The 22,400-nt window shown below is 36.2% G+C and carries 25 protein-coding genes; 12 read left to right on the forward strand and 13 right to left on the reverse strand.

Going from position 1 to position 22,400, the window contains the following annotated elements; translation table 11 throughout:
- The first annotated feature begins 3 nt into the window (after positions 1 to 3).
- From nuoH to SIB75_RS10065, 6 genes are all read left to right on the forward strand, one after another.
- Positions 4 to 1,122: an NADH-quinone oxidoreductase subunit NuoH gene (gene nuoH / locus SIB75_RS10040; RefSeq protein ID WP_413683185.1), complete on the forward strand. Its 1,119-nt coding sequence runs from the start codon at positions 4 to 6 to the stop codon at positions 1,120 to 1,122.
- A 109-nt stretch (positions 1,123 to 1,231) separates the two neighbouring features.
- Positions 1,232 to 1,885, forward strand: coding sequence for an NAD(P)H-quinone oxidoreductase subunit I (gene ndhI / locus SIB75_RS10045; RefSeq protein ID WP_413683186.1), 654 nt, complete (start codon positions 1,232 to 1,234; stop codon positions 1,883 to 1,885).
- Positions 1,885 to 2,487 (forward strand): NADH-quinone oxidoreductase subunit J, encoded by a 603-nt coding sequence (locus SIB75_RS10050; protein ID WP_413683188.1) that lies wholly within the window; start codon positions 1,885 to 1,887, stop codon positions 2,485 to 2,487. The genes ndhI and SIB75_RS10050 overlap by 1 nt, the downstream gene beginning before the upstream one ends.
- A 34-nt stretch (positions 2,488 to 2,521) precedes the next feature.
- Positions 2,522 to 2,851: an NADH-quinone oxidoreductase subunit NuoK gene (gene nuoK, locus SIB75_RS10055; protein WP_269604270.1), complete on the forward strand. Its 330-nt coding sequence runs from the start codon at positions 2,522 to 2,524 to the stop codon at positions 2,849 to 2,851.
- Positions 2,852 to 2,860: 9 nt separating this feature from the next.
- The gene (locus SIB75_RS10060; protein ID WP_413683190.1) at positions 2,861 to 3,766 is read left to right on the forward strand and encodes an NAD(+) kinase; all 906 of its coding nucleotides are present in this window, start codon (positions 2,861 to 2,863) and stop codon (positions 3,764 to 3,766) included.
- Between the two features lie 6 nt (positions 3,767 to 3,772).
- Positions 3,773 to 4,273, forward strand: coding sequence for a CYTH domain-containing protein (locus SIB75_RS10065; protein WP_413683191.1), 501 nt, complete (start codon positions 3,773 to 3,775; stop codon positions 4,271 to 4,273).
- 243 nt (positions 4,274 to 4,516) lie between these two features.
- On the opposite strand, the gene SIB75_RS10070 is transcribed toward SIB75_RS10065, so the two are convergent.
- On the reverse strand, positions 4,517 to 4,789 hold the full coding sequence (locus SIB75_RS10070) for a helix-turn-helix domain-containing protein (protein ID WP_269604263.1): 273 nt from the start codon (positions 4,787 to 4,789) through the stop codon (positions 4,517 to 4,519).
- A gap of 84 nt (positions 4,790 to 4,873) precedes the next feature.
- On the opposite strand from SIB75_RS10070, the gene SIB75_RS10075 reads away from it, so the two are divergent.
- Positions 4,874 to 5,755: a methylenetetrahydrofolate reductase gene (locus tag SIB75_RS10075; RefSeq protein WP_413683192.1), complete on the forward strand. Its 882-nt coding sequence runs from the start codon at positions 4,874 to 4,876 to the stop codon at positions 5,753 to 5,755.
- Here the strand turns inward: SIB75_RS10075 and SIB75_RS10080 are convergent.
- The 5 genes from SIB75_RS10080 to SIB75_RS10100 all read right to left on the reverse strand — a co-directional run bounded on the left by SIB75_RS10080 (position 5,748) and on the right by SIB75_RS10100 (position 12,468).
- Positions 5,748 to 6,926, reverse strand: a complete 1,179-nt coding sequence (locus tag SIB75_RS10080) for a sugar phosphate nucleotidyltransferase (protein ID WP_413683193.1) — start codon at positions 6,924 to 6,926, stop codon at positions 5,748 to 5,750. The genes SIB75_RS10075 and SIB75_RS10080 overlap by 8 nt on opposite strands.
- A 56-nt stretch (positions 6,927 to 6,982) precedes the next feature.
- Complete coding sequence (locus SIB75_RS10085) at positions 6,983 to 7,870, reverse strand: segregation/condensation protein A (protein WP_413683195.1); 888 nt, start codon at positions 7,868 to 7,870, stop codon at positions 6,983 to 6,985.
- A 64-nt stretch (positions 7,871 to 7,934) separates the two neighbouring features.
- Positions 7,935 to 9,551, reverse strand: a complete 1,617-nt coding sequence (locus SIB75_RS10090) for an NAD(P)H-quinone oxidoreductase subunit 4 (RefSeq protein WP_413684859.1) — start codon at positions 9,549 to 9,551, stop codon at positions 7,935 to 7,937.
- A 138-nt stretch (positions 9,552 to 9,689) separates the two neighbouring features.
- Positions 9,690 to 11,696: an NAD(P)H-quinone oxidoreductase subunit 5 gene (locus tag SIB75_RS10095; protein ID WP_413683197.1), complete on the reverse strand. Its 2,007-nt coding sequence runs from the start codon at positions 11,694 to 11,696 to the stop codon at positions 9,690 to 9,692.
- Between the two features lie 25 nt (positions 11,697 to 11,721).
- A complete protein-coding gene (locus tag SIB75_RS10100; RefSeq protein WP_413683199.1) occupies positions 11,722 to 12,468 on the reverse strand; it encodes an NnrU family protein in 747 nt (248 codons plus the stop codon).
- Between the two features lie 109 nt (positions 12,469 to 12,577).
- Between SIB75_RS10100 and SIB75_RS10105 the strand changes: the two genes are divergently transcribed.
- On the forward strand, positions 12,578 to 13,528 hold the full coding sequence (locus SIB75_RS10105; RefSeq protein WP_413683201.1) for a LysR family transcriptional regulator: 951 nt from the start codon (positions 12,578 to 12,580) through the stop codon (positions 13,526 to 13,528).
- Here the strand turns inward: SIB75_RS10105 and SIB75_RS10110 are convergent.
- Together SIB75_RS10110 and ndhM are read right to left on the reverse strand one after the other, a co-directional pair.
- Positions 13,525 to 14,181, reverse strand: coding sequence for a DUF3172 domain-containing protein (locus SIB75_RS10110; RefSeq protein ID WP_413683202.1), 657 nt, complete (start codon positions 14,179 to 14,181; stop codon positions 13,525 to 13,527). The two genes, SIB75_RS10105 and SIB75_RS10110, sit on opposite strands and share 4 nt — an antisense overlap.
- Positions 14,178 to 14,525, reverse strand: a complete 348-nt coding sequence (gene ndhM, locus SIB75_RS10115) for an NAD(P)H-quinone oxidoreductase subunit M (protein ID WP_413683203.1) — start codon at positions 14,523 to 14,525, stop codon at positions 14,178 to 14,180. Before ndhM ends, SIB75_RS10110 begins: the two co-directional genes overlap by 4 nt.
- 104 nt (positions 14,526 to 14,629) lie before the next feature.
- Here ndhM and pds point away from each other — a divergent pair, with 104 nt between their 5' ends.
- The gene (pds, locus tag SIB75_RS10120; protein ID WP_413683205.1) at positions 14,630 to 16,006 is read left to right on the forward strand and encodes a 15-cis-phytoene desaturase; all 1,377 of its coding nucleotides are present in this window, start codon (positions 14,630 to 14,632) and stop codon (positions 16,004 to 16,006) included.
- Positions 16,007 to 16,099: 93 nt separating this feature from the next.
- Positions 16,100 to 17,035 (forward strand): phytoene synthase, encoded by a 936-nt coding sequence (locus SIB75_RS10125; protein ID WP_413683207.1) that lies wholly within the window; start codon positions 16,100 to 16,102, stop codon positions 17,033 to 17,035.
- An 8-nt stretch (positions 17,036 to 17,043) separates the two neighbouring features.
- On the opposite strand, the gene SIB75_RS10130 is transcribed toward SIB75_RS10125, so the two are convergent.
- Positions 17,044 to 17,475, reverse strand: a complete 432-nt coding sequence (locus SIB75_RS10130; protein WP_413683208.1) for an RNA recognition motif domain-containing protein — start codon at positions 17,473 to 17,475, stop codon at positions 17,044 to 17,046.
- A gap of 66 nt (positions 17,476 to 17,541) precedes the next feature.
- Positions 17,542 to 18,735, reverse strand: coding sequence for a CCA tRNA nucleotidyltransferase (locus tag SIB75_RS10135; RefSeq protein ID WP_413683210.1), 1,194 nt, complete (start codon positions 18,733 to 18,735; stop codon positions 17,542 to 17,544).
- Positions 18,736 to 18,764: 29 nt separating this feature from the next.
- Here SIB75_RS10135 and SIB75_RS10140 point away from each other — a divergent pair, with 29 nt between their 5' ends.
- Together SIB75_RS10140 and tsaB are read left to right on the forward strand one after the other, a co-directional pair.
- Positions 18,765 to 19,016 (forward strand): Ycf34 family protein, encoded by a 252-nt coding sequence (locus SIB75_RS10140; RefSeq protein WP_413683211.1) that lies wholly within the window; start codon positions 18,765 to 18,767, stop codon positions 19,014 to 19,016.
- Entirely contained in the window at positions 18,977 to 19,705 is a 729-nt protein-coding gene (tsaB, locus tag SIB75_RS10145) for a tRNA (adenosine(37)-N6)-threonylcarbamoyltransferase complex dimerization subunit type 1 TsaB (RefSeq protein ID WP_413683212.1), read from the forward strand. The genes SIB75_RS10140 and tsaB overlap by 40 nt, the downstream gene beginning before the upstream one ends.
- A 32-nt stretch (positions 19,706 to 19,737) precedes the next feature.
- On the opposite strand, the gene SIB75_RS10150 is transcribed toward tsaB, so the two are convergent.
- Genes SIB75_RS10150 through SIB75_RS10160 form a run of 3 tightly spaced genes read right to left on the reverse strand, consistent with a single transcriptional unit; the run spans position 19,738 to position 22,361 of the window.
- On the reverse strand, positions 19,738 to 20,418 hold the full coding sequence (locus SIB75_RS10150) for a lysophospholipid acyltransferase family protein (RefSeq protein WP_413683213.1): 681 nt from the start codon (positions 20,416 to 20,418) through the stop codon (positions 19,738 to 19,740).
- A gap of 2 nt (positions 20,419 to 20,420) precedes the next feature.
- On the reverse strand, positions 20,421 to 21,317 hold the full coding sequence (gene fabD / locus SIB75_RS10155) for an ACP S-malonyltransferase (protein ID WP_413683214.1): 897 nt from the start codon (positions 21,315 to 21,317) through the stop codon (positions 20,421 to 20,423).
- A 27-nt stretch (positions 21,318 to 21,344) separates the two neighbouring features.
- On the reverse strand, positions 21,345 to 22,361 hold the full coding sequence (locus tag SIB75_RS10160; protein ID WP_413683215.1) for a beta-ketoacyl-ACP synthase III: 1,017 nt from the start codon (positions 22,359 to 22,361) through the stop codon (positions 21,345 to 21,347).
- Positions 22,362 to 22,400 lie beyond the last annotated feature (39 nt).

Here is a 22,400-nt window from a genome sequence, read left to right on the forward strand (position 1 = left end):
GAAGTGAATTCAGGTATAGATCTTGAGATGAGTTTTACCCAAGGTGTTCAAAACCTTGGTTTATCTAATGAATTAGCACATCTCTTATGGATCCCTCTTCCAATGCTTTTAGTATTGGTTTCAGCTGTAATTGGTGTATTAGTAACAGTTTGGCTTGAACGAAAAATTTCTGCAGCAGCTCAACAAAGAATTGGTCCTGAATATGCAGGTGCACTTGGAATTCTTCAGCCAATGGCTGACGGTTTGAAACTTTTAGTAAAAGAAGACATTATTCCCGCAAGGGCAGACAACGTTCTTTTTACAGTTGGTCCAATATTAGTATTAGTACCTGTAATTCTATCTTGGTTAATTGTTCCTTTTGGTCAAAATCTTTTAATAAGCAATGTAGGCATAGGCATCTTTTTATGGATTGCTCTAAGTAGCATTCAACCTATTGGTCTACTAATGAGTGGCTACTCTTCAAATAATAAATATTCTTTGCTAGGTGGACTTAGAGCTGCCGCTCAATCAATTAGTTATGAAATTCCACTAGCACTAGCGGTTTTAGCAATAGTTATGATGAGCAATTCATTGAGTACTGTCGATATAGTTGAACAACAAAATACTGCGGGTTTTCTTAGCTGGAACATTTGGAGACAACCTGTAGGTTTTATAATTTTTTGGATCTGTGCATTAGCTGAATGCGAGAGACTACCTTTTGATTTACCTGAGGCAGAAGAAGAACTTGTAGCTGGTTATCAGACTGAATATGCAGGTATGAAATTTGCTCTGTTTTACTTGGCTGGATACATAAATCTTGTTTTATCTGCTTTACTTGTTTCCGTTCTCTACCTAGGAGGGTGGGGATTTCCCATCTCAATTGATTGGTTTTCATCTTTGATAGGTCTTTCAATTGATAATCCATTAGTTCAAATTATTGCTGCATCTCTAGGAATTGTTATGACAATTCTGAAGGCTTATTTACTGGTTTTTTTAGCAATTTTATTGAGATGGACTACTCCAAGAGTTCGAATTGATCAACTACTTGATTTAGGATGGAAGTTTCTTTTACCTATTTCATTGGTCAACTTACTTGTAACTGCTTCACTTAAATTGGCATTTCCCATGACTTTTGGCGGATAAAAGAAAAGCAACACAATCACTAGTTTTTTTAAGTAAAAGTACCTACATTTACTTGAAAAAAACTGTATAGTGAGTATTGTAATTAGAGGCCGCCGGCAGCAAATTTAATATGCTTGGTTTCCTTGAAAAAGTTGCCGACTACACTAAAGAAGCCGTTAGTGCAGCGAAATATTTAATTGATGGACTTGGCGTTACATTCGACCACATGCGTCGAAGGCCTGTAACAGTTCAATATCCTTACGAAAAACTAATTCCATCTGAGCGTTATAGAGGAAGGATTCATTATGAATTTGACAAGTGTATTGCTTGTGAGGTTTGTGTAAGGGTCTGCCCAATCAATCTCCCAGTTGTTGATTGGGTAATGAATAAAGAAACTAAGAAAAAAGAATTGAGAAATTATTCTATTGACTTTGGTGCATGTATTTTTTGTGGAAATTGCGTTGAGTATTGCCCTACAAATTGTTTATCAATGACAGAAGAATATGAACTGGCTTCATTTGATAGACATAGCCTTAATTACGATAATGTTGCTCTTGGAAGACTACCAACAAGTGTAACTTCAGATCCATCTGTTAGGCCTCTCAGAGAATTAGCATATTTGCCCGAACGCATAATGGACCCTCATGAATTACCTGCAAACCAAAAAAGAGCAGGCAAACTACCAGCTCAGATCATAAAAGAACTACAAGCAGATAAGTCTCAAGAAGAAGATAATAATAATTCGTCTAATAATGTTGCAAATAAATTAAATTCTACTAATTAATGAATATCGCTTATTCAACAGAATTAATTTGCTTTTTAATTCTTAGTTCTGTCATAGTTTCTGGAAGTTTGGCTGTTGTTTTGTTAGAAAATATTGTTTACTCAGCATTTTTATTAGGCGGAGTATTTATGGCTGTAGCAGGTTTATATCTTTTACTAAATGCTAGTTTTGTTGCTGCAGCTCAGATTCTTGTATATGTAGGTGCTGTAAATGTTTTGATATTATTTGCAATTATGTTGGTTAATAAAAAAGAAAAGTTAAAACCGATCAAAGGTCTTAAAATTAGAAAATTGATATCTGGTGTAGTTTGTGGTGGATTATTAATTTTATTATTACGGGTTAGTATTACCACAAAATGGAACTTACCTGGACCAACCTCTATTGGGGAAGAAGCAACTGAGAGAATTGGTGAACATCTATTTACTGATTATTTATTACCTTTTGAACTTGCTTCGATTTTATTATTAATGGCTATGATCGGAGCTATTGTATTAGCGAGAAGAGATATATCAATTCCAAAAGATGATATCAATGATTTCAAGAATAAAAAGTCCTTAATTAATAAGAAAATTCCTCTTCTTTCCGAAAATAGTTTAAAATGAATTTAATTATATATATAAAATTTACTTACTAAATATGTTAGAAAATTCTATTGGGCCAGTACCTCTTCAGGCTTATCTTATAGTTGCGGCATTTCTCTTCTGCACAGGTGTCTGGGGATTAATAAATAGTCGAAATGCTGTACGAGTTTTAATGAGTATTGAATTAATGTTAAACGCAGTTAATATAAATCTTATGAGTTTTTCATCCTATATTGACGGATCAATAATTAGAGGACAAGTATTTTCAATTTTCGTGATCACAGTAGCAGCAGCCGAGGCGGCTGTTGGACTAGCGATACTACTTTCATTGTATAGAAATAGAGTTACTATTGATATGGAAAGTTTTAATCTACTTAAATGGTAGTTACTATCTATGACAACAAATCTGATCTGGATCTTATATAGATCAGATAGCGATACTGCATATAACGAAACCTTAAATTGTAAAAAAATAATTGAAGGTTATGGAAAAAAAGTTTTATTTTCAGAAATAAGTAATGAAACCAATAATATAAATCAATTATTTTCAGTATCTAAGAATTTACCGGAAATTGCTCTTGTTTTAGGAGGTGATGGAACAGTTTTAAGGGCCGCCAGATTTTTATCCCAAAAAAACATACCTATTTTAAGTTTCAATGTTGGAGGGAATCTAGGCTTTTTGACACACGATCGTCATATCTTAAAGCAAGCCAATTTTTGGGAAAGAGTTTCAAATAATAGCTTTAATATACAAAAAAGAATGATGCTCGAAGCAACTGTATTTAAAGCAGAGAACAATCATAAAAACACAATTACAAGATCATTTTTTGCTCTAAATGATTTTTATTTAAGATCTTGTACAGACGAAATCGCACCAACTTGTAGTCTTGAGCTTGAAATAGATGGCGAAGCAGTAGACAAATACAAGGGGGATGGACTTATATTTTCGACCCCAACAGGTTCTACTGCTTACTCTATGGCAGCAGGAGGGCCGATAATCCACCCTTCCTTAGATGCGATAATCGTTAGCGCCATTTGTCCTATGAGCCTAGCGAGTAGACCAATTGTGGTTCCTCCTAAGTCTCAATTAGTAATAAAACCAATAAGAGAAAAAAAGCAAAAAGTAAAGTTATGGTTAGATGGTTCGAGTGGATGTCTAATTGAAGCTAATGATACATGCTTAATAAAGAAATCCAATCATTCAACCTCAATAATAATTTTAGATGAAAATCTTTCTTATTATAAGACTATCACTCAAAAACTTCATTGGGCCAGCAGCCTAAATGAGAGTAATAAATAATAAATTATGGGGATAGAAATCGAAAGAAGGTTCTTAGTTAAAAATGAAGATTGGAAAACTCAGATAGTATTAAGTGAAGATTTTAGTCAAGCCTACTTAAATTCAAGCATAGATGAATGGGCGACTCGAGTAAGGGTAATAGACAATAAAAAAGCATACATAACATTAAAGTCCTCTCTAAGTAGACTAATAAACTATGAATTTGAATATTCAATTCCTACAAAAGATGCTATTGAATTAATAAACTTATCAAAATATAAAATCACTAAAACTCGTTATCAGCTAAAAATAAATAAAAAAGATTGGGTAGTTGATCTTTTTTATGGTTCGAATTCTCCTTTGAAAATTGCTGAAATTGAATTGAATTCTGAATCCGAAGAAATTGAAGTCCCATCATGGTGTGGTCAAGAGATCACTGGGATGAAATCATTAAGCAATGCTTCTCTTGCGAAAACACCTATTTCTAAATTGTCCTTAAAACATCGAATGCAATTCAAAGAATCCTAAGCAAAAAGGCAACTCGTCCTTTAGATTATCTTTATAATCATCACTGGTAATTGCCAGCGACCTATGGATCCTTTGCAAGAGGTATAACTTGTATGGTCTTTATGACACAGAAGGTATCCTTCGATTCACTTGTACTGACAAGGAAGCTTGCATCGCATATGCAAAGTTATTTGAGCTGTCTTCAATCGAATTTTCGCTAATGCCCTTATCTGATATCAATGATGCCGACAATAATTAGATCTTCTAAGAAGCTGTTTCATCTGGCAATGAACAACAATTGAACCCATCCCGGCATATCTTTCCATGATCCATTGCCCAGTTCAACAAAGCCACTCTGTTTTTTGAACCTGTTTTTGTAAACATATTGCTCACATGGTTGTCTACAGTTCTTTTGCTAATTGTCAGTTTTTCAGCAATCTCTTGATTAGTAAGGCCATCCGCCACTAATCCAATAATCTCCATTTCCCTAGCAGAGAGTCCCATATGGGACGAATTAGCAATCTCTCCTGTAAACATTCCCCTCACTCACAACTCATTAATTAATACTACTTAGATTAGGGCCTTTAATCACCGATAGTAATTATCTAGTAAAAAATACATGTGAAATCTAAACTTCAAAATCGTCTTGAATCTGGCTTATCAGCTATTACTGCTGAAATAATGCCTCCCAGAGGGGGGAGTACAGCTTTAGCGCTTTCAAAAGCCTTCAAATTAAAAGACCTTGTGCATAGTTTTAATGTTACAGATGGCAGCAGGGCGATTATGAGAATGAGCAGCCTAGCCTTATGCAAGCTGCTTTTAGAGGCAAATCTTGAGCCAGTCCTGCAATTATCCTGTAGGGATAGGAATCGAATCGCATTACAAGCTGAATTACTTGGTGCGCATGCCTTAGGAATAAGAAACATCCTCTGTTTAACTGGCGATCCTGTACGAGTAGGAGACCAATTTCAGGCCAAATCAGTTCAAGACTTCAACTCAATAGAACTTATTAATCAAGTCACATCACTTAACAAAGGAATAGATCCCGTATCAGACTTTTTACCTGATGGCCCAACTAATTTGTTTGCTGGAGCCGCAGCTGATCCAAATTGCAGAGGATTTGATGGTTTAAAAAGAAGAATAGAAATGAAAAAAAAAGCGGGTGCAAAATTCCTTCAAACTCAAATGGTTATGGACCCCAAAATACTTGAAAGATTTTGCGAGGAAATAACAGAGCCTATGAAAATTCCAGTTTTAGCTGGAGTTTTTCTACTAAAATCTGCCAAAAATGCTCAATTCATCAATCGTGTAGTACCAGGAGCATGCATACCGGAATCAATTATTTCCAGACTTGAGAGTTCATCAAACCCTATTGATGAAGGTATCTCAATTGCTGCTGAGCAAGTAAAAAGTTATCTAGAAATTGCTCAAGGAGTTCATATTATGGCTGTTAAAGCAGAGGAACAAATACCGATGATTTTAGATAAAGCAAATATTAGTTAGAAGAACCAATTAGGTCAGTTCCTAATAATTCAGCCATTGCTTTTTGTTGAGGTGACGGTTCTCCTAAGTCTTGCCTACGAGCATCAGTTATTAACCAATCTAATGCAGCTTCCTGTAGATCAAAATGATCTCCTTCTTTTCCTACACAGTATCTACCAAAAACCAACTTCTCTACAAGCTGGACTCCAGGACCAATTAGTGAATAATCAAATATTATTGAATTATCAATTGTTGCACCTTCACAGATACAACAACTCGGACCAATCATAGAAGGACCAATAATAGTTACACCATCTTCTATCCTTGTCATTCCTCCAACATATATAGGTCCTTTAACATTTATCTTATCCCAATTAGCTGCAACATTTAAACCGGTGTAAATACCAGGTCTAACCTGCTTGCCTGGTATTTCAACCTGTCTAACATCACCTTTAAGAACATTCCTTATCGCTCTCCAATAATCTGGAACTTTACCAATATCTACCCACTCAAAATCCATAGGCAAAGCATAAAAAGGTGCCCCTTCTTCTACTAATTTAGGAAACAAATCCGAGCCAATATCAAAGGGTTTTCCAGATGGAATATAATTAAAAATTTGAGGTTCAAATAAATAAATTCCAGTGTTAATCGTATCGCCTAGTGCATTATCAATAGAAGGTTTTTCTTGAAAAGCTTTAACACGATCCTCTTCATCTGTTACTACAACGCCATAACTACTTACTTGATCTTTTGAAACACGTTTGGTGATCAAACTAGCTAGTGCTCCTTTTTCTTTATGTCTTTTTACAGCTTCAGATAAATCTAAATCAATTAGCGCATCTCCACATAAAACGACAAAAGTATCATCAAAAAACTTTTGAAAATCTTGAATTTTTTTCAGCCCGCCCGCTGACCCAAGTGCATCACCTATTAATTCTCCATCTTCAATACGGCCTTCGAAGCTGTATGCAATTTCAACTCCAAATCTTTGTCCATCTCGAAAATAATTTTCTATTTCTTCTGCTAAGTGGGAAACGTTAACCATAACCTCAGTAAAACCATGCTCCTTAAGAAGTTCCAACAGAAACTCCATTACAGGTTTCTGTAGGATAGGAATCATTGGTTTTGGAATCACATGCGTGATCGGCTGAACTCGGGTTCCTTTCCCAGCCGCCAGGATCATCGCTTTCATAGGTGCTTTAACTTAAGCGATACAAGGCCAACATAGAATGCTGCCTCCACAAAGAGCTAGGCAGCAGCCGGCGAGCCATCTGTCACGTCCAAAGATGCAAGAGGAAGCTGAGCAACCATTCCTGGTTCTAAAAGCCTCTTTAGACTTATAGGCGAAAACAAAGAATCTTTTTGATCAATCTCAACCTTGCCTTGAGAACATAAAAACAATAAAGCCCAAAAAACTCCAACTCTATCTGTGTCTAAATCATCTGAGACTGAATTTTCTCTCCATCTCTCAACTAATAATTCAAAATCAACCCAGTGCAAAGCTTGTTCCCAATTGTTAATAAAAATTGCCAAAGCTGCAGTCGTTTCAGGTAATTTTTCACGATGAGCAAGAGCTGAAACTTGAGCAATAACTTCCCTGTCAGTTAATTTTTTTTGTCGTAATTTTCTGCGATTGTGCAACTCATCATTTTTCAAAGATTCTGCAATTGTTTCTAGCTGGTTTATTAATTCTCCAAGAGTAACTGGTCTTCTAAATGGAGGAGGGGCAACGGGTCTTCTTAATAGATGTCTCTCTGGACGAAGAGGTAATTGAAAACTTTCATCTAGCCAACCTTGCTCTCCAAAATCAAAGTCTGAATCATCTTCAACATCTACAGAAAACATTTCAGCCTCTAGGACCTCAGCCTTTAAGCCAACTAATACAGAAGCAGCTAAAAAGGCTTCACTGCTCTGAGCAAGGTCAACTTCATAACTTCCGCCATTTTGGCTTAAATGTTTTGAAATCTTTTTTGGAATTTCAATTCTTTGTTTAAGTTGGTCCAGAAAGCCATCAACAACTGGGATGACGTCCACATCCCATGGATCAATATCACCTCTTTCAGCAGCATCTTGCAATAGACGAATTGCAAGTCTCGCTCCAGAATCTGCAGTTTGACTTAAAAGATTAACTGGCAATAAGGCCTAAGACTCTAAAAGAAAGTTATCTCTTTGATGAAAGTTATGCCAGTTCAAATTACATTCAATCTAAAAGAGGAGCTTCAATAGTCCCAATTGATACATTAGGTCTACTAATAATTGTTGGTTGATCACTTCTAATTCTCTCAACGGCTAACAAATCTCTTCTAACCAATCCATCAATTGATGAAATATAAGTATCAGTCATGATTTTTGGATACAAGCCAATTCCAATAATAGGAACTAATAAACAAGCAATAATATAGATTTCTCTAGGTTCTGCATCTACCAACTTTGCTTTGGATATTAACTTGGCGTTTGCTTTCCCAAAGAAAATTTCTCTAAGCATCGATAACAAATATATAGGTGTCAAAATGACTCCAATTGCTGCTAATGAAGCAACAACAATTCTAAATGGGAGTGTATAAACTTCATCAGTTACAAAACCAACAAAGACCATTAATTCTGAGATAAATCCGCTCATTCCAGGTAAAGCAAGAGAAGCAAAAGCGCATGCAGTCCATAAAGCAAACATAATCCTCATGTTTTGACCAATACCACCCATTTCATCCAATTGGAGAGTGTGCGTTCTATCGTAAGTTGCACCAACAAGGAAAAACAAACTTGCTCCTATTAAACCGTGGCTCACCATTTGCAACATCGCACCACTAGTGCCTAGAGAACTAAAGCTTCCAATACCTATCAAAACAAAACCCATATGACTTATTGAGCTATAAGCAATTTTCCTTTTTAAATTTCTTTGAGCAAAAGAAGTTAAAGCTGCATAGATAATATTGACTACTCCAAGAACAATCAATAATGGTGCAAATTGAGCATGAGCATCAGGAAGTAATTGTGCGTTAAATCTAAGAAGAGCATATCCACCCATTTTCAACAATATTCCTGCCAAGAGCATATGTACAGGAGCAGTGGCCTCTCCATGCGCGTCTGGCAACCAAGTGTGAAGAGGAACAATAGGAAGTTTGACCCCAAAAGCTATAAGCAATCCTGAATAACAAAGCAGTTGAAACCCCTTACCAAAATCTTGCTGAGCTAAATGGGTATAACCGAAATCTGGTATTCCTCCCGCTTGAAAGAAACCCATTGCAAGACCAGCAAGGAGAATAAATAACGAACTGCCTGCGGTGTAGATAATAAATTTCGTGGCTGCATATTGCCTTTTCTTTCCGCCCCAGATTGCAAGGAATAAATAAACCGGAAACAACTCCAATTCCCATGCAAGAAAGAAAAGCAACATATCTTGAACAGCAAATACTGCTATCTGGCCACCGTCCATAGCAAGGATTAAAAAGAAAAATAATTTTGGTTTATAGCTAACTGGCCATGCTGCTAAAACAGCTAGAGAAGTTATGAAACTTGTAAGCAAGATCAATGGCATTGACAAGCCATCTGCACCAACTGACCAAGTCAATCCAAGTTCTGGGAGCCAACTAACTTTTTCATATAACTGCAAGCCTTCTTGACTTGGATCAAAACCTTTGAAGTAAGCAGCAACAGTAATTAGAAAAGTAATTAAAGCAATTATTAGGGCATACCAGCGAACTTCTTTTCCTTCGCCTTTATCTGGAATAAATGGAACAATTAATGATCCAATAATTGGAAAAAATATGGATAAACTTAACCAAGGGAAGTCGGCTTGTATTGGCTCAGGAATTAGCATTGTTCCAAGGTTCAAAGTTGCATTGAGAGCGAATTCCAAGGCTCGAAATTAATCATCACTTTTTGAGTTTAGAAATTATGAGATTATTGGCACCCTCTAAATAGGGGATGAAACACACACCTAAAAAAATTATGTAAATTATGCCCCTATAACTCCAAAAAGTGCGACCAGAGCAATCACTCCTCCAAAAACAATCAATGCGTAAAACTGAGCTCTTCCTGTCTCAAAATATTTGAGTCCTTCTCCACTACCAAGAGTCAATAATCCAGTTAGATTAACTACTCCATCAACTACTTTTGCATCTACTTCAAGTACTTCTCTTGCAAGCTTTCTACTACCTTTTACAAAGATTTTCTCATTAATATCATCTAGGTACCATTTGTTCTGAAGAAATGAATTTATTTTAGGATACTTATTAGACAAAGAAACACCAAGATCAAGTCGTTTTGAATAGTAGGTTAAAACCGCCAATAGTATCCCTGCAGATGAGATAGCTACAGAGGCAGTAGCAAGTGGGAGAAATTCTCCCCAACTAAACTTTTCTGCAGCTTCAATAGCCTCACGGGGATCTAACAAGTTTGCAAAAATGCTATTCCATGGAACTCCTATAAAACCAATTAGACAAGAAGGAATTGCCAAAACTGCCAAGGGGAACGTCATAGGCCATGCAGATTCATGTATCTTGCCAATTTCATGATCTCCATGCTCATCATCTTTTTCTTTGCCTGCTAAAGTAAGCAAGGAAATCTGCATCTCTTTGTTTTCCCCTCGAAAATCTCCTTCAAAAGTCAGAAAATATAGACGAAACATATAAAAAGCTGTCATTCCTGCCGTTAAAAAACCAATAAACCAAAGTATTGGAAAACTATTAAAAGCTTGACCAAGAATTTCATCTTTACTCCAAAAACCTGCAAGAGGAGGAATACCACTAATAGCAATACAGCCAATGAAAAAAGTTATTGCAGTAATAGGCATTTTTTTACGTAAACCACCCATTAATCTCATATCTTGAGCAAGAACTGGTTCATGACCAACAACCTCCTCCATTGCATGAATAACAGAACCTGAACCAAGGAATAACATTGCCTTAAAGCATGCATGGGTAACTAAATGGAACATTCCTGCAACTGGTGCTCCGCATCCCATGGCAAGCATCATGTATCCAAGTTGAGAAACTGTGCTGTAAGCCAATCCTTTTTTCAAATCCATTTGTGTCAAAGCAATTGATGCGCCTAAAAAACAAGTAATAGTTCCAACAATTGCTATAAAAAATCCAATAAAAGGAAACTGGCTAAACAAAGGGTCAAGTCTTGCTACTAAAAAAACTCCCGCTGCTACCATTGTTGCTGCATGAATTAAGGCAGATATAGGAGTTGGACCTTCCATTGCGTCAGGCAACCAAACATGTAGAGGGAATTGTGCAGACTTTGCCATTGGCCCCATAAAAACAAGAATACAAAGAGTCAAAGCCGACCATATTGGCACTGTCCCCGAACTGACTGAATCGGATAAACCATCAGCAATTCCATGAAAATCAAAACTTCCAGTTGCCCAAAAAAGACCCAAGATGCCAAGCAATAACCCAAAGTCTCCGACTCTGTTAACGATAAAAGCCTTTTGAGCTGCATGCGCAGCACCATCTCTGTCGTACCAAAAACCAACTAGTAAATATGAACACATCCCAACCAATTCCCAAAAAACGTATATCTCAAGCAAATTTGGACTAACTATTAGACCAAGCATAGAACTACTAAATAAGGCTAAATAAGTAAAAAAACGAACATACCCAGGATCATGTGCCATGTAACCATGGGAATAAATCATTACCAAGAAAGCAATTGTCGTAACAAGAGCAAGCATTACTGCCGCCAAAGGATCAATCACATATCCCATTGGCAATTCAAAAGAACCAGCACTTGCCCAAACAAACAAGTGTTCAACCGGTGGCTTACCTGAAAGTTGCTCAGCTAAAACTGCATAGCTCATAAATGCCGAGGCACCTACAGAAGTTAAGAGAGTTATTGCAACAGGTTTTCGTGAACGGTTAAAAAGATCATTAAAACTAATTAATCCCAAACCAATCAAAACTGCCCCACAAAGAGGAAGGAGAGGAATTAACCAAGCAAAATCTGCAGCCGAATGCATCCAGCTAAATCATATTGAAATTATTTTAGGCAATTCTTGCTAGTAATTCAGTTAAATCAAAAGAGAGAAATTTCTGAGCGCCAACTGAAATAAATTTATGGGACCACCAGAAAAAGAAAACTGCAATGAGAATACCCATCTGAGAGGGCCTAAGAAATTCTTTAATTTCTAATTTTTGTCGTCCATCCAACACAGCCATGAATGGAACGACTGATGTTTTTTTCTTCACATCTTCAAATTCTTTTCCGAATTTCAGGCTAAGTCTTCTATCACCATGCCAAATAGCAAATAAATGATGAGCAATTAATCCCAAACAAGTCACAAGAGTAAAACTTGTGCCTATCCAAAGTAAATGAGCAAAACACCAAATAATTTGACCTATTGCCTGCGGATGGCGTGTAACTCTAATAATCCCCGTAGCATATATTCTAACTTTGGGTTTCAGAACAGCAGGAATTTCTAAAAGGTTATATGTAGCTGGATATAGAAAAAGAAAACTAATTGCACTCAAAATCCAAATCAATGGAATTAGTTCGCTAACCCCTTGCAAGTTCCAAAATCTAACTCCGTCGTAACGATGAGCAATAAAATAACCAACCAAAATAACTGCGGAAGGAATACTTGCAAAAGCAAAAACCAATCTCCATGCTCTTGCACCAATTAAACCTTCCGCCCTCACCCTTAAAGCGGCTCCACCACTATGAATAATGGCAAAACAAAACAAAAGTAATATCATCGCAAAACTCGAACCATGTGTATCTAAAAATGCCATTCGTCCTTTTAAAAGCCTATCAATAAATTATTAGATCCATACCGGATCAACAGTTGGTGATGTTTTTCCCTACATTTTATTTTAATAACTGCCATGAAGGCCTGCCACCATGGCCGAGATTCCATTCACTCTTGATCAACTAAGAATCCTCAAAGCAATTGTTGATGAGGGAAGCTTTAAAAAAGCTGCAGATAGTTTGTTTGTCACTCAACCAGCTGTCAGCTTACAAGTGCAAAATCTTGAAAAACAACTAGAAATTGCAATATTTGATAGAGGGGGAAGAAAAGCCCAATTAACTGAAGCGGGAAAAATTCTTCTAAATTATTGCGAAAAAATTTTAGGAGAGTGCCAAGAGACTTGCAAAGCAATTGAAGATTTAAATAACCTGAAAGGTGGTTCTCTGACAATTGGAGCAAGCCAAACAACTGGTACTTATTTGATGCCAAGAATGATTGGCCATTTCAGACAAAAATATCCAGAAGTTTCAGTTCAACTGCAAATTCATAGCACTAGAAGGACAGGATGGAGTGTTGCTAATGGCCAAATTGATATAGCTATTATTGGAGGCCAACTTCCATTAGAGTTAAACGAATCATTACAAGTAATTCCTTTTGCTACTGATGAATTAGCTCTTGTTTTACCTACTAACCATCCACTAGCAAAGTCAAAAGAACTCACAAAAGAAGATTTATATAGTTTAAGGTTTATCACTCTAGACAATCAATCAACGACCCGTAAAGTCGTAGATCAATTACTGTCATCTTCTGGATTAGATGTGCAAAGATTACATATTGAAATGGAATTAAATTCTCTTGAAGCTATAAAAAATGCTGTTCAATCTGATCTAGGAGCTGCCTTTCTTCCAGTTGTTTCAATTGAAAGAGAGCTTTCAGGAGGAAGTATTCACAGAGCAATTGTTGCAGATCTAGAAGTAAAAAGAGAACTTAAAGTAATTACTAATCCTGGAAGATATTCATCAAGAGCTGCAGAAGCATTCACACAAGATATATTACCTTTATTTGCTAGTTCATTTTCTCCACTATTTCATTCTGAAAATTAGAACTGTATTGCTTCTTTATTGATACCAACAGCATCTTCTTCAGCGCCCTTAATTATGAATTTATTTTCGTTAACGTCTGCTTGATAGACGCATCGAACAATTGGCTGGTCCCTAATTGAACCAATATAAGCAAATGTATTCATTCGCTGTTTACACTCTCTAACATCTTCATTGTTTATTGCTCCTTGCTTTTGCAACACAGTCCAATTTTCTCTTCTGATCACACAACCAGGTTGAAGAGCGGGTTGAGTGACAAAACTAGTAGAGGGATTTAGGGTTGTATACATTTCAACATCAATAACAAAAGCACTTGCACCGTATTGCCTACAAAAGTCTGGATCTGGAACTGCCATATCCAACTGTTGTTGACTAGCAATATTTCCCTGACCACCTGAAGTTGTACTTGTAATAAGGCTTCCAATACCAACACCAATCACCAAAACTCCAGCTAAAATAGCGATTGAGTTCGAATTAATTTTTATTCCCCCTCCGCCATCTGAAGGGGAGGAAGAATTAAATCGGCTACCCCTTGGTTCATATTGGCTTCTAACATTTGAATCTTTTCTAGGGTTAAATTTATTTCCTTCTTGTCTTCTGGCAAGATCTGATCTTCTACGAGATGATGAACGTCGATTATAGGGACCTTGATTCATAATAATTCTTGAGTTCTAGGTAATCCCATGGAGTAATTCATCACCCTACTGTTTGGGTTATAACTGAGTTCTCCGTCTTTAAGCAACTTTCTAATAAAGTCTTCAAGCAAAGATCCTATTTTCCTCAAGCTATAGTCGTTCAATTCATTATCTTCTTGAGAATCAACTAATTCACGAAAATAATCTTGTACCTTTCTTATAGAATCATTATCCCAAAGAAATTCATTATCAGGATCAATATCTAAAGTCAAATGATCATTATCTAAAATTAAATCTTTATTTTTTACTACTGCAGTAAATATACGAACGTGGCGTGTTGTGCATTTGAGAATAGTGTCGCTCATGAATTTAAAACAACAAACCGAAATTTATACTGCAAATTTAACGACCTTACCTCTTGTTGGGTGGTCTTACTCACTAAAGTTGTTAAATACTCTTTTATTTAAGTATGCGGGTAGCAATTGCTGGAGCCGGATTAGCAGGACTCTCATGTGCAAAATACTTAGCGGATGCAGGTCATACTCCATTCGTTTATGAGGCAAGAAACGTACTTGGTGGGAAAGTAGCTGCTTGGAAAGATGAGGATGGAGATTGGTATGAAACTGGATTACATATATTTTTTGGGGCATATCCAAATATGCTTCAGCTTTTCAAAGAATTAGACATTGAAGATCGTCTGCAATGGAAAAGTCATTCAATGATTTTCAACCAACCCGAAGAACCTGGAACATATAGCCGTTTCGATTTTCCTGATTTACCTGCTCCAATAAATGGAGTTGCCGCAATTTTAAGCAACAATGACATGCTCAGCTGGCCAGAAAAAATTTCATTTGGACTAGGGCTAATACCTGCTATGTTGCGCGGCCAAAATTATGTAGAAGATTGTGATAAGTACTCTTGGACCGAATGGCTGAAAAAACAAAATATTCCTGAAAGAGTAAATGATGAAGTTTTTATCGCAATGAGCAAGGCCCTTAACTTCATAGGTCCTGATGAAATATCCTCAACAGTATTGTTAACTGCATTGAATCGCTTCTTACAAGAAAAAAACGGATCAAAAATGGCATTCCTTGATGGCGCACCACCAGAAAGACTTTGTCAACCAATTGTTGATCATATAAGAGCTTCAGGAGGTGACGTATTTTTGAATAGCCCCCTTAAGAAAATCAATTTAAAAGAAGATGGCTGTGTTGAAAATTTCTTAATAGGTAGCGCTAAAGAATCTCATGGGAAAGAAATTGAAGCTGACGCTTACGTCAGCGCAATGCCCGTGGATATTTTCAAAACAATTTTGCCTAACGAATGGGCCTCTAAAGATATTTTCAGAAAACTTGAAGGTCTTAAAGGAGTTCCAGTTATCAATATTCATCTCTGGTTCGATCGAAAACTTACAAATATTGACCACCTTTTATTTAGTAGATCTCCACTCCTAAGTGTCTATGCAGACATGAGCATAACTTGTAAAGAATATGAAGATCCAAATCGTTCAATGCTTGAATTGGTTTTTGCTCCTGCAAAAGACTGGATCAGTCGAAAAGATGAGGAGATCATTGATGCAACCATGAAAGAATTGGCTAAACTTTTCCCTATTCATTTTTCAGGGGAAAATCAAGCTAAATTGAGAAAATACAAAGTAATAAAAACCCCACAATCGGTATATAAAGCTGTTCCTGGATGCCAAGATTTAAGGCCTGATCAAAAGACCCCAATAAGCAACTTTTTCTTAACGGGTGATTACACAATGCAAAAATATCTCGCTTCCATGGAAGGTGCGGTGTTAAGTGGAAAGCTATGTGCAGAAAAGATTCAATCTCAACTGACATAGGGTTCTTATTAGTCTTAATGTATAAACAGCAATTTTTTTTAAATTGCAATTCAACAGATTAATGCAAACTAAAAAACTTACAAACTTTTAATTTTGGCGCAGCCTTCTTTAAATCTAGAAGATGCCTACGAGGCTTGCAGAAAAGAAACTGCAAAATGGGCCAAGACCTTCTACCTTGGTACCATGTTGCTTCCCCCTGCTAAACGCAGGGCAATCTGGGCTATTTATGTTTGGTGCCGTAGAACAGATGAGCTTATGGATAGCACTGAAGCTCAACAAAAATCTAGAAATGAGTTATCAGATCGACTAAATAAATGGGAAGACAAAACAAAAAAAGTTTTTGCTGGTAATACTGAAGATGACCTTGATGCAGTCTTAGCGGATACTCTTCAAAAATTTCCTCAGTCTATTAAGCCCTATATCGATATGATTGAAGGTCAGAGAATGGATTTAGATACAGCCAGATATAAAACATTTGAAGAACTGGAACTCTATTGTTACCGAGTCGCTGGAACAGTTGGATTGATGACTCAAGGTGTAATAGGAATTGATGCTGCCTATACGTCTAATCCAAAAAAGCCATCTCCTGATACTTCAAAAGCTGCTATTGCTCTTGGAATTGCGAATCAATTAACAAATATTCTTAGAGACGTTGGCGAAGATAGAGGGAGAGGACGCATTTATTTACCTTTAGAGGATCTAAAAAAATTCAATTACTCCGAAGAAGATCTAATGCTGGGAAAAATCAATGAGAACTGGAAAGCCTTAATGGCTTTTCAATTAACCAGAGCAAGAGATTGGTTCAAAAAATCTGAAGAAGGAATAAAATGGCTCTCGATAGATGCAAGATGGCCAATATGGACATCATTAAGGTTGTATAGCGGAATACTAAAATCGATTGAAGAATTAGATTATGACGTCTTCAATAATCGTGCTTATGTAAAAGGATGGGTTAAAGCTGTGAACCTACCCATCTCTTATCTGATAACTATCAACGATGAAAAATATAAACTTGGAACACTTATTTAATTGAATGTTTAAACAGGAGTTTTTTGATTAGCTAGAAGATCCTTCAATTTTGATAGTTCTCCAGCCCATCTTGGATCTGGAGCTTCTTTAATTGGGGCATCACTATGTACAACTTTCTTAACATCTTTACGATTAGAGCCTTTATTCCCATTGTTTGAATTTGCTCCTCTTCTAGAGTTACCAGAATTTGAATCTTTACGCTCAGAACGTTCAACCCTCAGCTTATTTCCATTGAATTCATGACCATTTAATTTTTCAATAAGTTCATTAGCAATATTCTCATCTTTGATATTAGCGAAACCAAATCCCCTACAAGCCCTGGTATCTCTATCGAAAACAGCTTTAAATTTGATGCCATCTCCTATAGATGTTAGAAGGGCTTCAAGTTCTTTAACATTGACATTCTGCGGCAAATTACCGATGTAAAGGCGAACACTCATTTAGAAAAAAGGGGATAAGTAGAAGACGGCATACGGCCGAGATTAATTTGATTTGTGTGTAGTTAATCACAAAAAGGGTGAATTCTCTAGGGTCCATTTACGAGCGACCTCCAAAGCTTCGTGGTTTGTGAAGAATCTTCTATAAGCTTTTTCCTTAGACAAATGTCTCATAAGCTCCCCCAAGAAGGGGCCAGGGTGGATTTTCAAGGCTTTTTGAAGCGAATGGCCGCTCAAGGGGGAAGAAGGGTGAAAGAGGGGATCAGAAGGGTCTTCCCAGCGCTTCAACCAAACGTTTACATATCTATCTTTCAAAAAAAGGATTAAAGATGGCAAATCCTCTTCCAAATCAACGTGGAGTTGGAACCTTTCATCCTCCGAAAAATTATCTAAACCTAACTTATTAATTTTATGAACCCAAAATCTCAAGTTCTTACATCTTTTAATTTCATTTTTACTAAACGTCAAACTTGTCAAACCCTCATCACTAAGCAAACATATTAACTTTGCTAAAAAGCCTCCAGCTATTAAATTTCTGGAAATAATATCTTTTCTTTTGAGTTCAAGATTAGGAAGATTATCTTCATTCCATTTTTTCAATAATTGAAGTTCTAAATAAGTTTGCCAAACTGAAGAAGTCCAGCTTGAATGGGCTATTTTTAAAATCTCCATCTTTATCCTTTCAGGTGCAACATTACTTAATTTATCGACATTATTTTTTAGAAATATTTTAGTTTTTTTCTCTAATTCAAAGCCTAATTCACACATTAATCGAAAACCTCTAAGAATTCTCAAAGGGTCATCAATTAAGTTCTTTTCACTTATTGCAACAATTTTCTTATTTTTCAAATCATCCATTCCTCCAATTGGATCAAAGATCTCTGGCTTTTCACTAAGCTTTAAAGCAATTGCATTAATTCTAAAATCACGTCTTAATAAATCATCTTTAAGATTCTTGCCAACTTGTCGAGCAAAATCAAGAGTCCATCCATTAATAACTAATCGAGCAATATCTCTCTTTTCATCAAGCTTTATAAAAGTGGCATTAATTTTTTTAGATAAGTTTTTGCTGAATTTAATAGCTTCTATTGGTATTACAAAATCTAAATCAGGTTTTTGACCCAACTTGTTCAACAATCCATCTCTTACAGAACCCCCGACTAAAGCACTCCCAGGAGGTAAATCAGCCAAAGATATTGGCCAATCTTTTGGATTTAAATCTCCAAAAAGATCATTTGATAGTAATGTGTTCTTACTTATCAAAATGACACCTAGATTTCACTTGAATAGTTATGTGCATCTGTGTTGATTGTACTTGGGTAGATAGATGCAAGACCTACTTCACAGTTGAAGAAAATCACGGCGTGAAGCACTTGTCCAAAAATCCAGATTTTCAAGGTATTAATCCAAAAATACATATCAACATTTCCGATATAGCTGAGGGGGAGACAGGTATAGAATGGGATGTAAGAGGTTGTGATAGTTTTCAACTAGATAAAGGTAAATGGAGCAGGCTTCGTCCTGGAGAAGAAATTCCAAAGTAAAAACTATAATCAATTCATTGCAAAATTTCCATAACTCAAAATCAAAATATTTATTAGCCTTACACAGCTGTTCAGAATCCTTCGGAATTGCTATTAAAGATATTGAACATCCAGACAAAATAATAAAAAGCGAAGTATTTAATATCGGCCGCTCATTATCCAACAAATTATTTATTTGTATAGAAAAAATTCTACCTAGGAAATTTTGGAAGCAAATAATTCGAATCTCAGTAGCAAAAGGTCCTGGAAGTTTTACAAGCACAAGATTAACCATCTCAATGGCTAGAACAATTTCTCAGCAAATTAATTGTTCATTAGATTCGATTAGTTCCTTTCATTTGATGGCTCCAAGACTTTACAAAAATCTTGACCAAAATCAAATACTAAATCCATTTTGGATAAAAGATTTTTTGCCGCGTCGAGGATTTATAGCTGGTAAATATCAACTAATTAAAATTCACAAAGAATCTAATTTCCATGAATTTAGTGAGATCATTTCCCCAAAATTAATAAGCAATGAAGAAGAAATAAATCCTTCAATAAAGGCTTCTAATAATATAGAAAAAGATATTATTTCACTTTTACATTTTTCTCAATATTGTCAAAATTCAAACTTTAGTTCTCATTGGGGAAAAACATTGCCAATTTATCCAACATCACCAATAGATAATAAAAATAAAAATTTATAATTTCCAATATTCTAATTTGAGAGAGCTTGATTTCAGATGTTCTTGATTTGCCCTTTATCAAGCATTGAATTTATAGATATTTGAATTTCTTTAGTTGTTGACGTTAAATCTTCTCTTTTACGTGTTTTAGGGGGTTGAATTAATTCACCAACTCTCAAATGAATAGATACAAATCGAGGAAGAATAGATCCTTTTGGAAAAGCTCTGTGACTGTTAACTATTGCCACAGGAAGGATAGGGCAACCTGTCCTTCCTGCCAGGAGAGCAGCACCTGCTTTGGGATCATTAACTCTTCCATTTTCTTGTCTGGTTCCATCCAAAAATACGCCGGTCGCCCATCCTTCATTTAATCGATTAGAGGCAGTTCTTAACGCCTCTCGATCTCCAGCTCCCCTCTTAACTGGATAGGCACCGCAGGCAGAAATTATAGATGCCAAGATAGGGACCCTGAAAAGTTCAGACTTTGCCATAAAAGCTACTGGTCTGCCCAAAGCATGACCCAAAATCGGAGGATCCAGATGAGAACCATGATTAGAGACAACTACAACTCCACCAGTCTTGGGTAAATTCGAAATGCCTATTGTTTGGCCTCTAAACAAGAAACGAAAAATTGGGAACACAAATAGATAACTGACGCAGCCATAAACAAAACTCTGTCGAGGCCTATCTGTATTGATTGCTTCAACTCCCTCATTAACTCTTAATTGTTCCAAAATCAATAACCTAAATCACTTGCGTTTGAGATTTGACTAATCAGAACCCCTTTCATTGATCGTTTAGCAAGACCGCTAAGTACATTTCCAGGACCAATCTCAACCATTGTTGTTATTCCTTCATTTTGCATGACATTCATAGTTTCTCTCCATCTAACCCCAGTAGTCATTTGTTTTTTTAAGCGCTCCTTCAATATTTCACCATTTACAGTTGGAGTTGGATCAACATTGCTAAGGATTGGAACTTGAGCATCTTTAAAAATTAATTGATCAAGTTCTTCAGCAAAGCTTTTAGATGCTTCAGTCATAAATATGGAGTGAAAAGCCCCTGAAACTTGTAAAGGAATTGCCCTTTTACATTTTAAATTATCAGCCACTTTCCTAACTGCATCAGGTGAACCAGATAAAACAACTTGAGATTCACTATTGTCATTGGCTATTGCAGCTCCCTCAGTTTGTCTAATCAACGCATCTAATTCATTTCGATTAAAGCCCAAAACTGCAATCATTGCTCCTCCTCCAGCAGCTGCCATTAATTCAGATCTTTTCTTTAATAGCAACAACGCTGTCTTAGCATCTACAACATTTGCTGAATAAAGACCAACTATTTCTCCGAGACTATGTCCTGCAATGATTTGGGTCTCCCTTTCTTGTCTCTTTAAATCATCAACCAATAGTGACTCAACCACAAACAGTGCAGGTTGAGTGTTTCTAGTATCGTTTAAATCACATATTTCTTCGTTAGGAATATCTTCGCCACAACAGATTTTCCACAGATCTCTTCCAAGAATCTGAGAAGCCAATTCAAATCTTTCTCTCGATCCAGGCAAATCTAACAACGAATTTGCCATCCCTATTTTTTGAGAACCTTGTCCAGGAAAGACCCAGGCAATAGACATGATTTTATTAATTAATTGTTTAACAGCCTAATAGGGACCATGCCAATAAAACAAAGCGGCTCCCCAACTCAAGCCAGCACCAAATCCACTACAGGCTACTAAATCTCCTGATTTGATTCTTTGACCTCTAACTGCTTCATCAAGCATTAATGGGATTGTTGCTGCAGAGGTATTTCCATAGTGTTTCAAATTTGAAAGCACTTTTTCTGATGGTATTGAAAATCTTGAAGCTACAGCATCAAGAATTCTTTGATTAGCCTGATGTAATAGGAGCCAATCTATACTTTCAGAGTCAATTTTATATTTATCTAAAAGTTCTCCAAGAATGATTGGAACTTCTTTAACTGCAAACTTATAAACCTCCTTCCCCTCCATTTTGATTGGCAGATATTCCCCTTTTTGATGGGTTGCTCCTTGAACTAAATCTAAAAAAGTATTTGCCTGAGTGAGATTTAAGCATTCTCCTCTACTGCCATCAGACTTCATATCGTATCCAATTAAACCATTTTTTTCACCACTAGTCTCAATAGCTACTGCTCCTGCTCCGTCACCAAATAAAACACAAGTCTTTCTATCATCCCAATCAACCCATTTTGATAATTGATCTGCCCCAATCACAACAGCTCTTTTCATAGAACCAGAAATTAAATATTGTGATGCAGTTACCAAAGCAAATAAAAAACCACTACAAGCTGCAGTCAAATCAAAAGCTACTGCATTTGAAGCTTCCAAGTTTGATTGGATTTTAGGCGCAGAGCCAAATAAATCTTCTGGAGTAGATGTTGCAAGAATTATTAAATCAATGGTTTTCACATCCCAATTAGCCATTTTTACAGCATTCAGAGCTGCATCTGTTGCCAAATCAATCAAAGATTCATTATCTCCAATAACCCTTCTTTCGCTAATTCCAGTTCTACTTTGAATCCATTCATTATTAGTATCTACCCTCTGACCAAGTTGATCATTATTAATTATCTTTTGAGGAGTAGCGCTACCGCACCCCACAAAAGATATTCCAGAGTCACATTGAGAATTGCTAATCAAATCTAAAAAAAAACTTCATTTCATAAGTCAATCACATGG

This window comes from Prochlorococcus sp. MIT 1011, from assembly GCF_047305235.1.
Lineage (GTDB): Bacteria > Cyanobacteriota > Cyanobacteriia > PCC-6307 > Cyanobiaceae > Prochlorococcus_B.

Coding starts and splice junctions, on each gene's coding strand:
- SIB75_RS10105 (WP_413683201.1), top strand. CDS start 12,578: ATGGCCGAGATTCCATTCACTCTTGATCAACTAAGAATCCTCAAAGCA.
- pds (WP_413683205.1), top strand. CDS start 14,630: ATGCGGGTAGCAATTGCTGGAGCCGGATTAGCAGGACTCTCATGTGCA.
- SIB75_RS10060 (WP_413683190.1), top strand. CDS start 2,861: ATGACAACAAATCTGATCTGGATCTTATATAGATCAGATAGCGATACT.
- tsaB (WP_413683212.1), top strand. CDS start 18,977: ATGGAGCAGGCTTCGTCCTGGAGAAGAAATTCCAAAGTAAAAACTATA.
- fabD (WP_413683214.1), bottom strand. CDS start 21,317: ATGTCTATTGCCTGGGTCTTTCCTGGACAAGGTTCTCAAAAAATAGGG.
- SIB75_RS10050 (WP_413683188.1), top strand. CDS start 1,885: ATGAATATCGCTTATTCAACAGAATTAATTTGCTTTTTAATTCTTAGT.
- ndhI (WP_413683186.1), top strand. CDS start 1,232: ATGCTTGGTTTCCTTGAAAAAGTTGCCGACTACACTAAAGAAGCCGTT.
- SIB75_RS10070 (WP_269604263.1), bottom strand. CDS start 4,789: ATGTTTACAGGAGAGATTGCTAATTCGTCCCATATGGGACTCTCTGCT.
- SIB75_RS10110 (WP_413683202.1), bottom strand. CDS start 14,181: ATGAATCAAGGTCCCTATAATCGACGTTCATCATCTCGTAGAAGATCA.
- SIB75_RS10130 (WP_413683208.1), bottom strand. CDS start 17,475: ATGAGTGTTCGCCTTTACATCGGTAATTTGCCGCAGAATGTCAATGTT.
- ndhM (WP_413683203.1), bottom strand. CDS start 14,525: ATGAGCGACACTATTCTCAAATGCACAACACGCCACGTTCGTATATTT.
- SIB75_RS10080 (WP_413683193.1), bottom strand. CDS start 6,926: ATGAAAGCGATGATCCTGGCGGCTGGGAAAGGAACCCGAGTTCAGCCG.
- nuoK (WP_269604270.1), top strand. CDS start 2,522: ATGTTAGAAAATTCTATTGGGCCAGTACCTCTTCAGGCTTATCTTATA.
- SIB75_RS10065 (WP_413683191.1), top strand. CDS start 3,773: ATGGGGATAGAAATCGAAAGAAGGTTCTTAGTTAAAAATGAAGATTGG.
- SIB75_RS10095 (WP_413683197.1), bottom strand. CDS start 11,696: ATGCATTCGGCTGCAGATTTTGCTTGGTTAATTCCTCTCCTTCCTCTT.
- SIB75_RS10140 (WP_413683211.1), top strand. CDS start 18,765: ATGTGCATCTGTGTTGATTGTACTTGGGTAGATAGATGCAAGACCTAC.
- SIB75_RS10100 (WP_413683199.1), bottom strand. CDS start 12,468: ATGGCATTTTTAGATACACATGGTTCGAGTTTTGCGATGATATTACTT.
- SIB75_RS10090 (WP_413684859.1), bottom strand. CDS start 9,551: ATGCTAATTCCTGAGCCAATACAAGCCGACTTCCCTTGGTTAAGTTTA.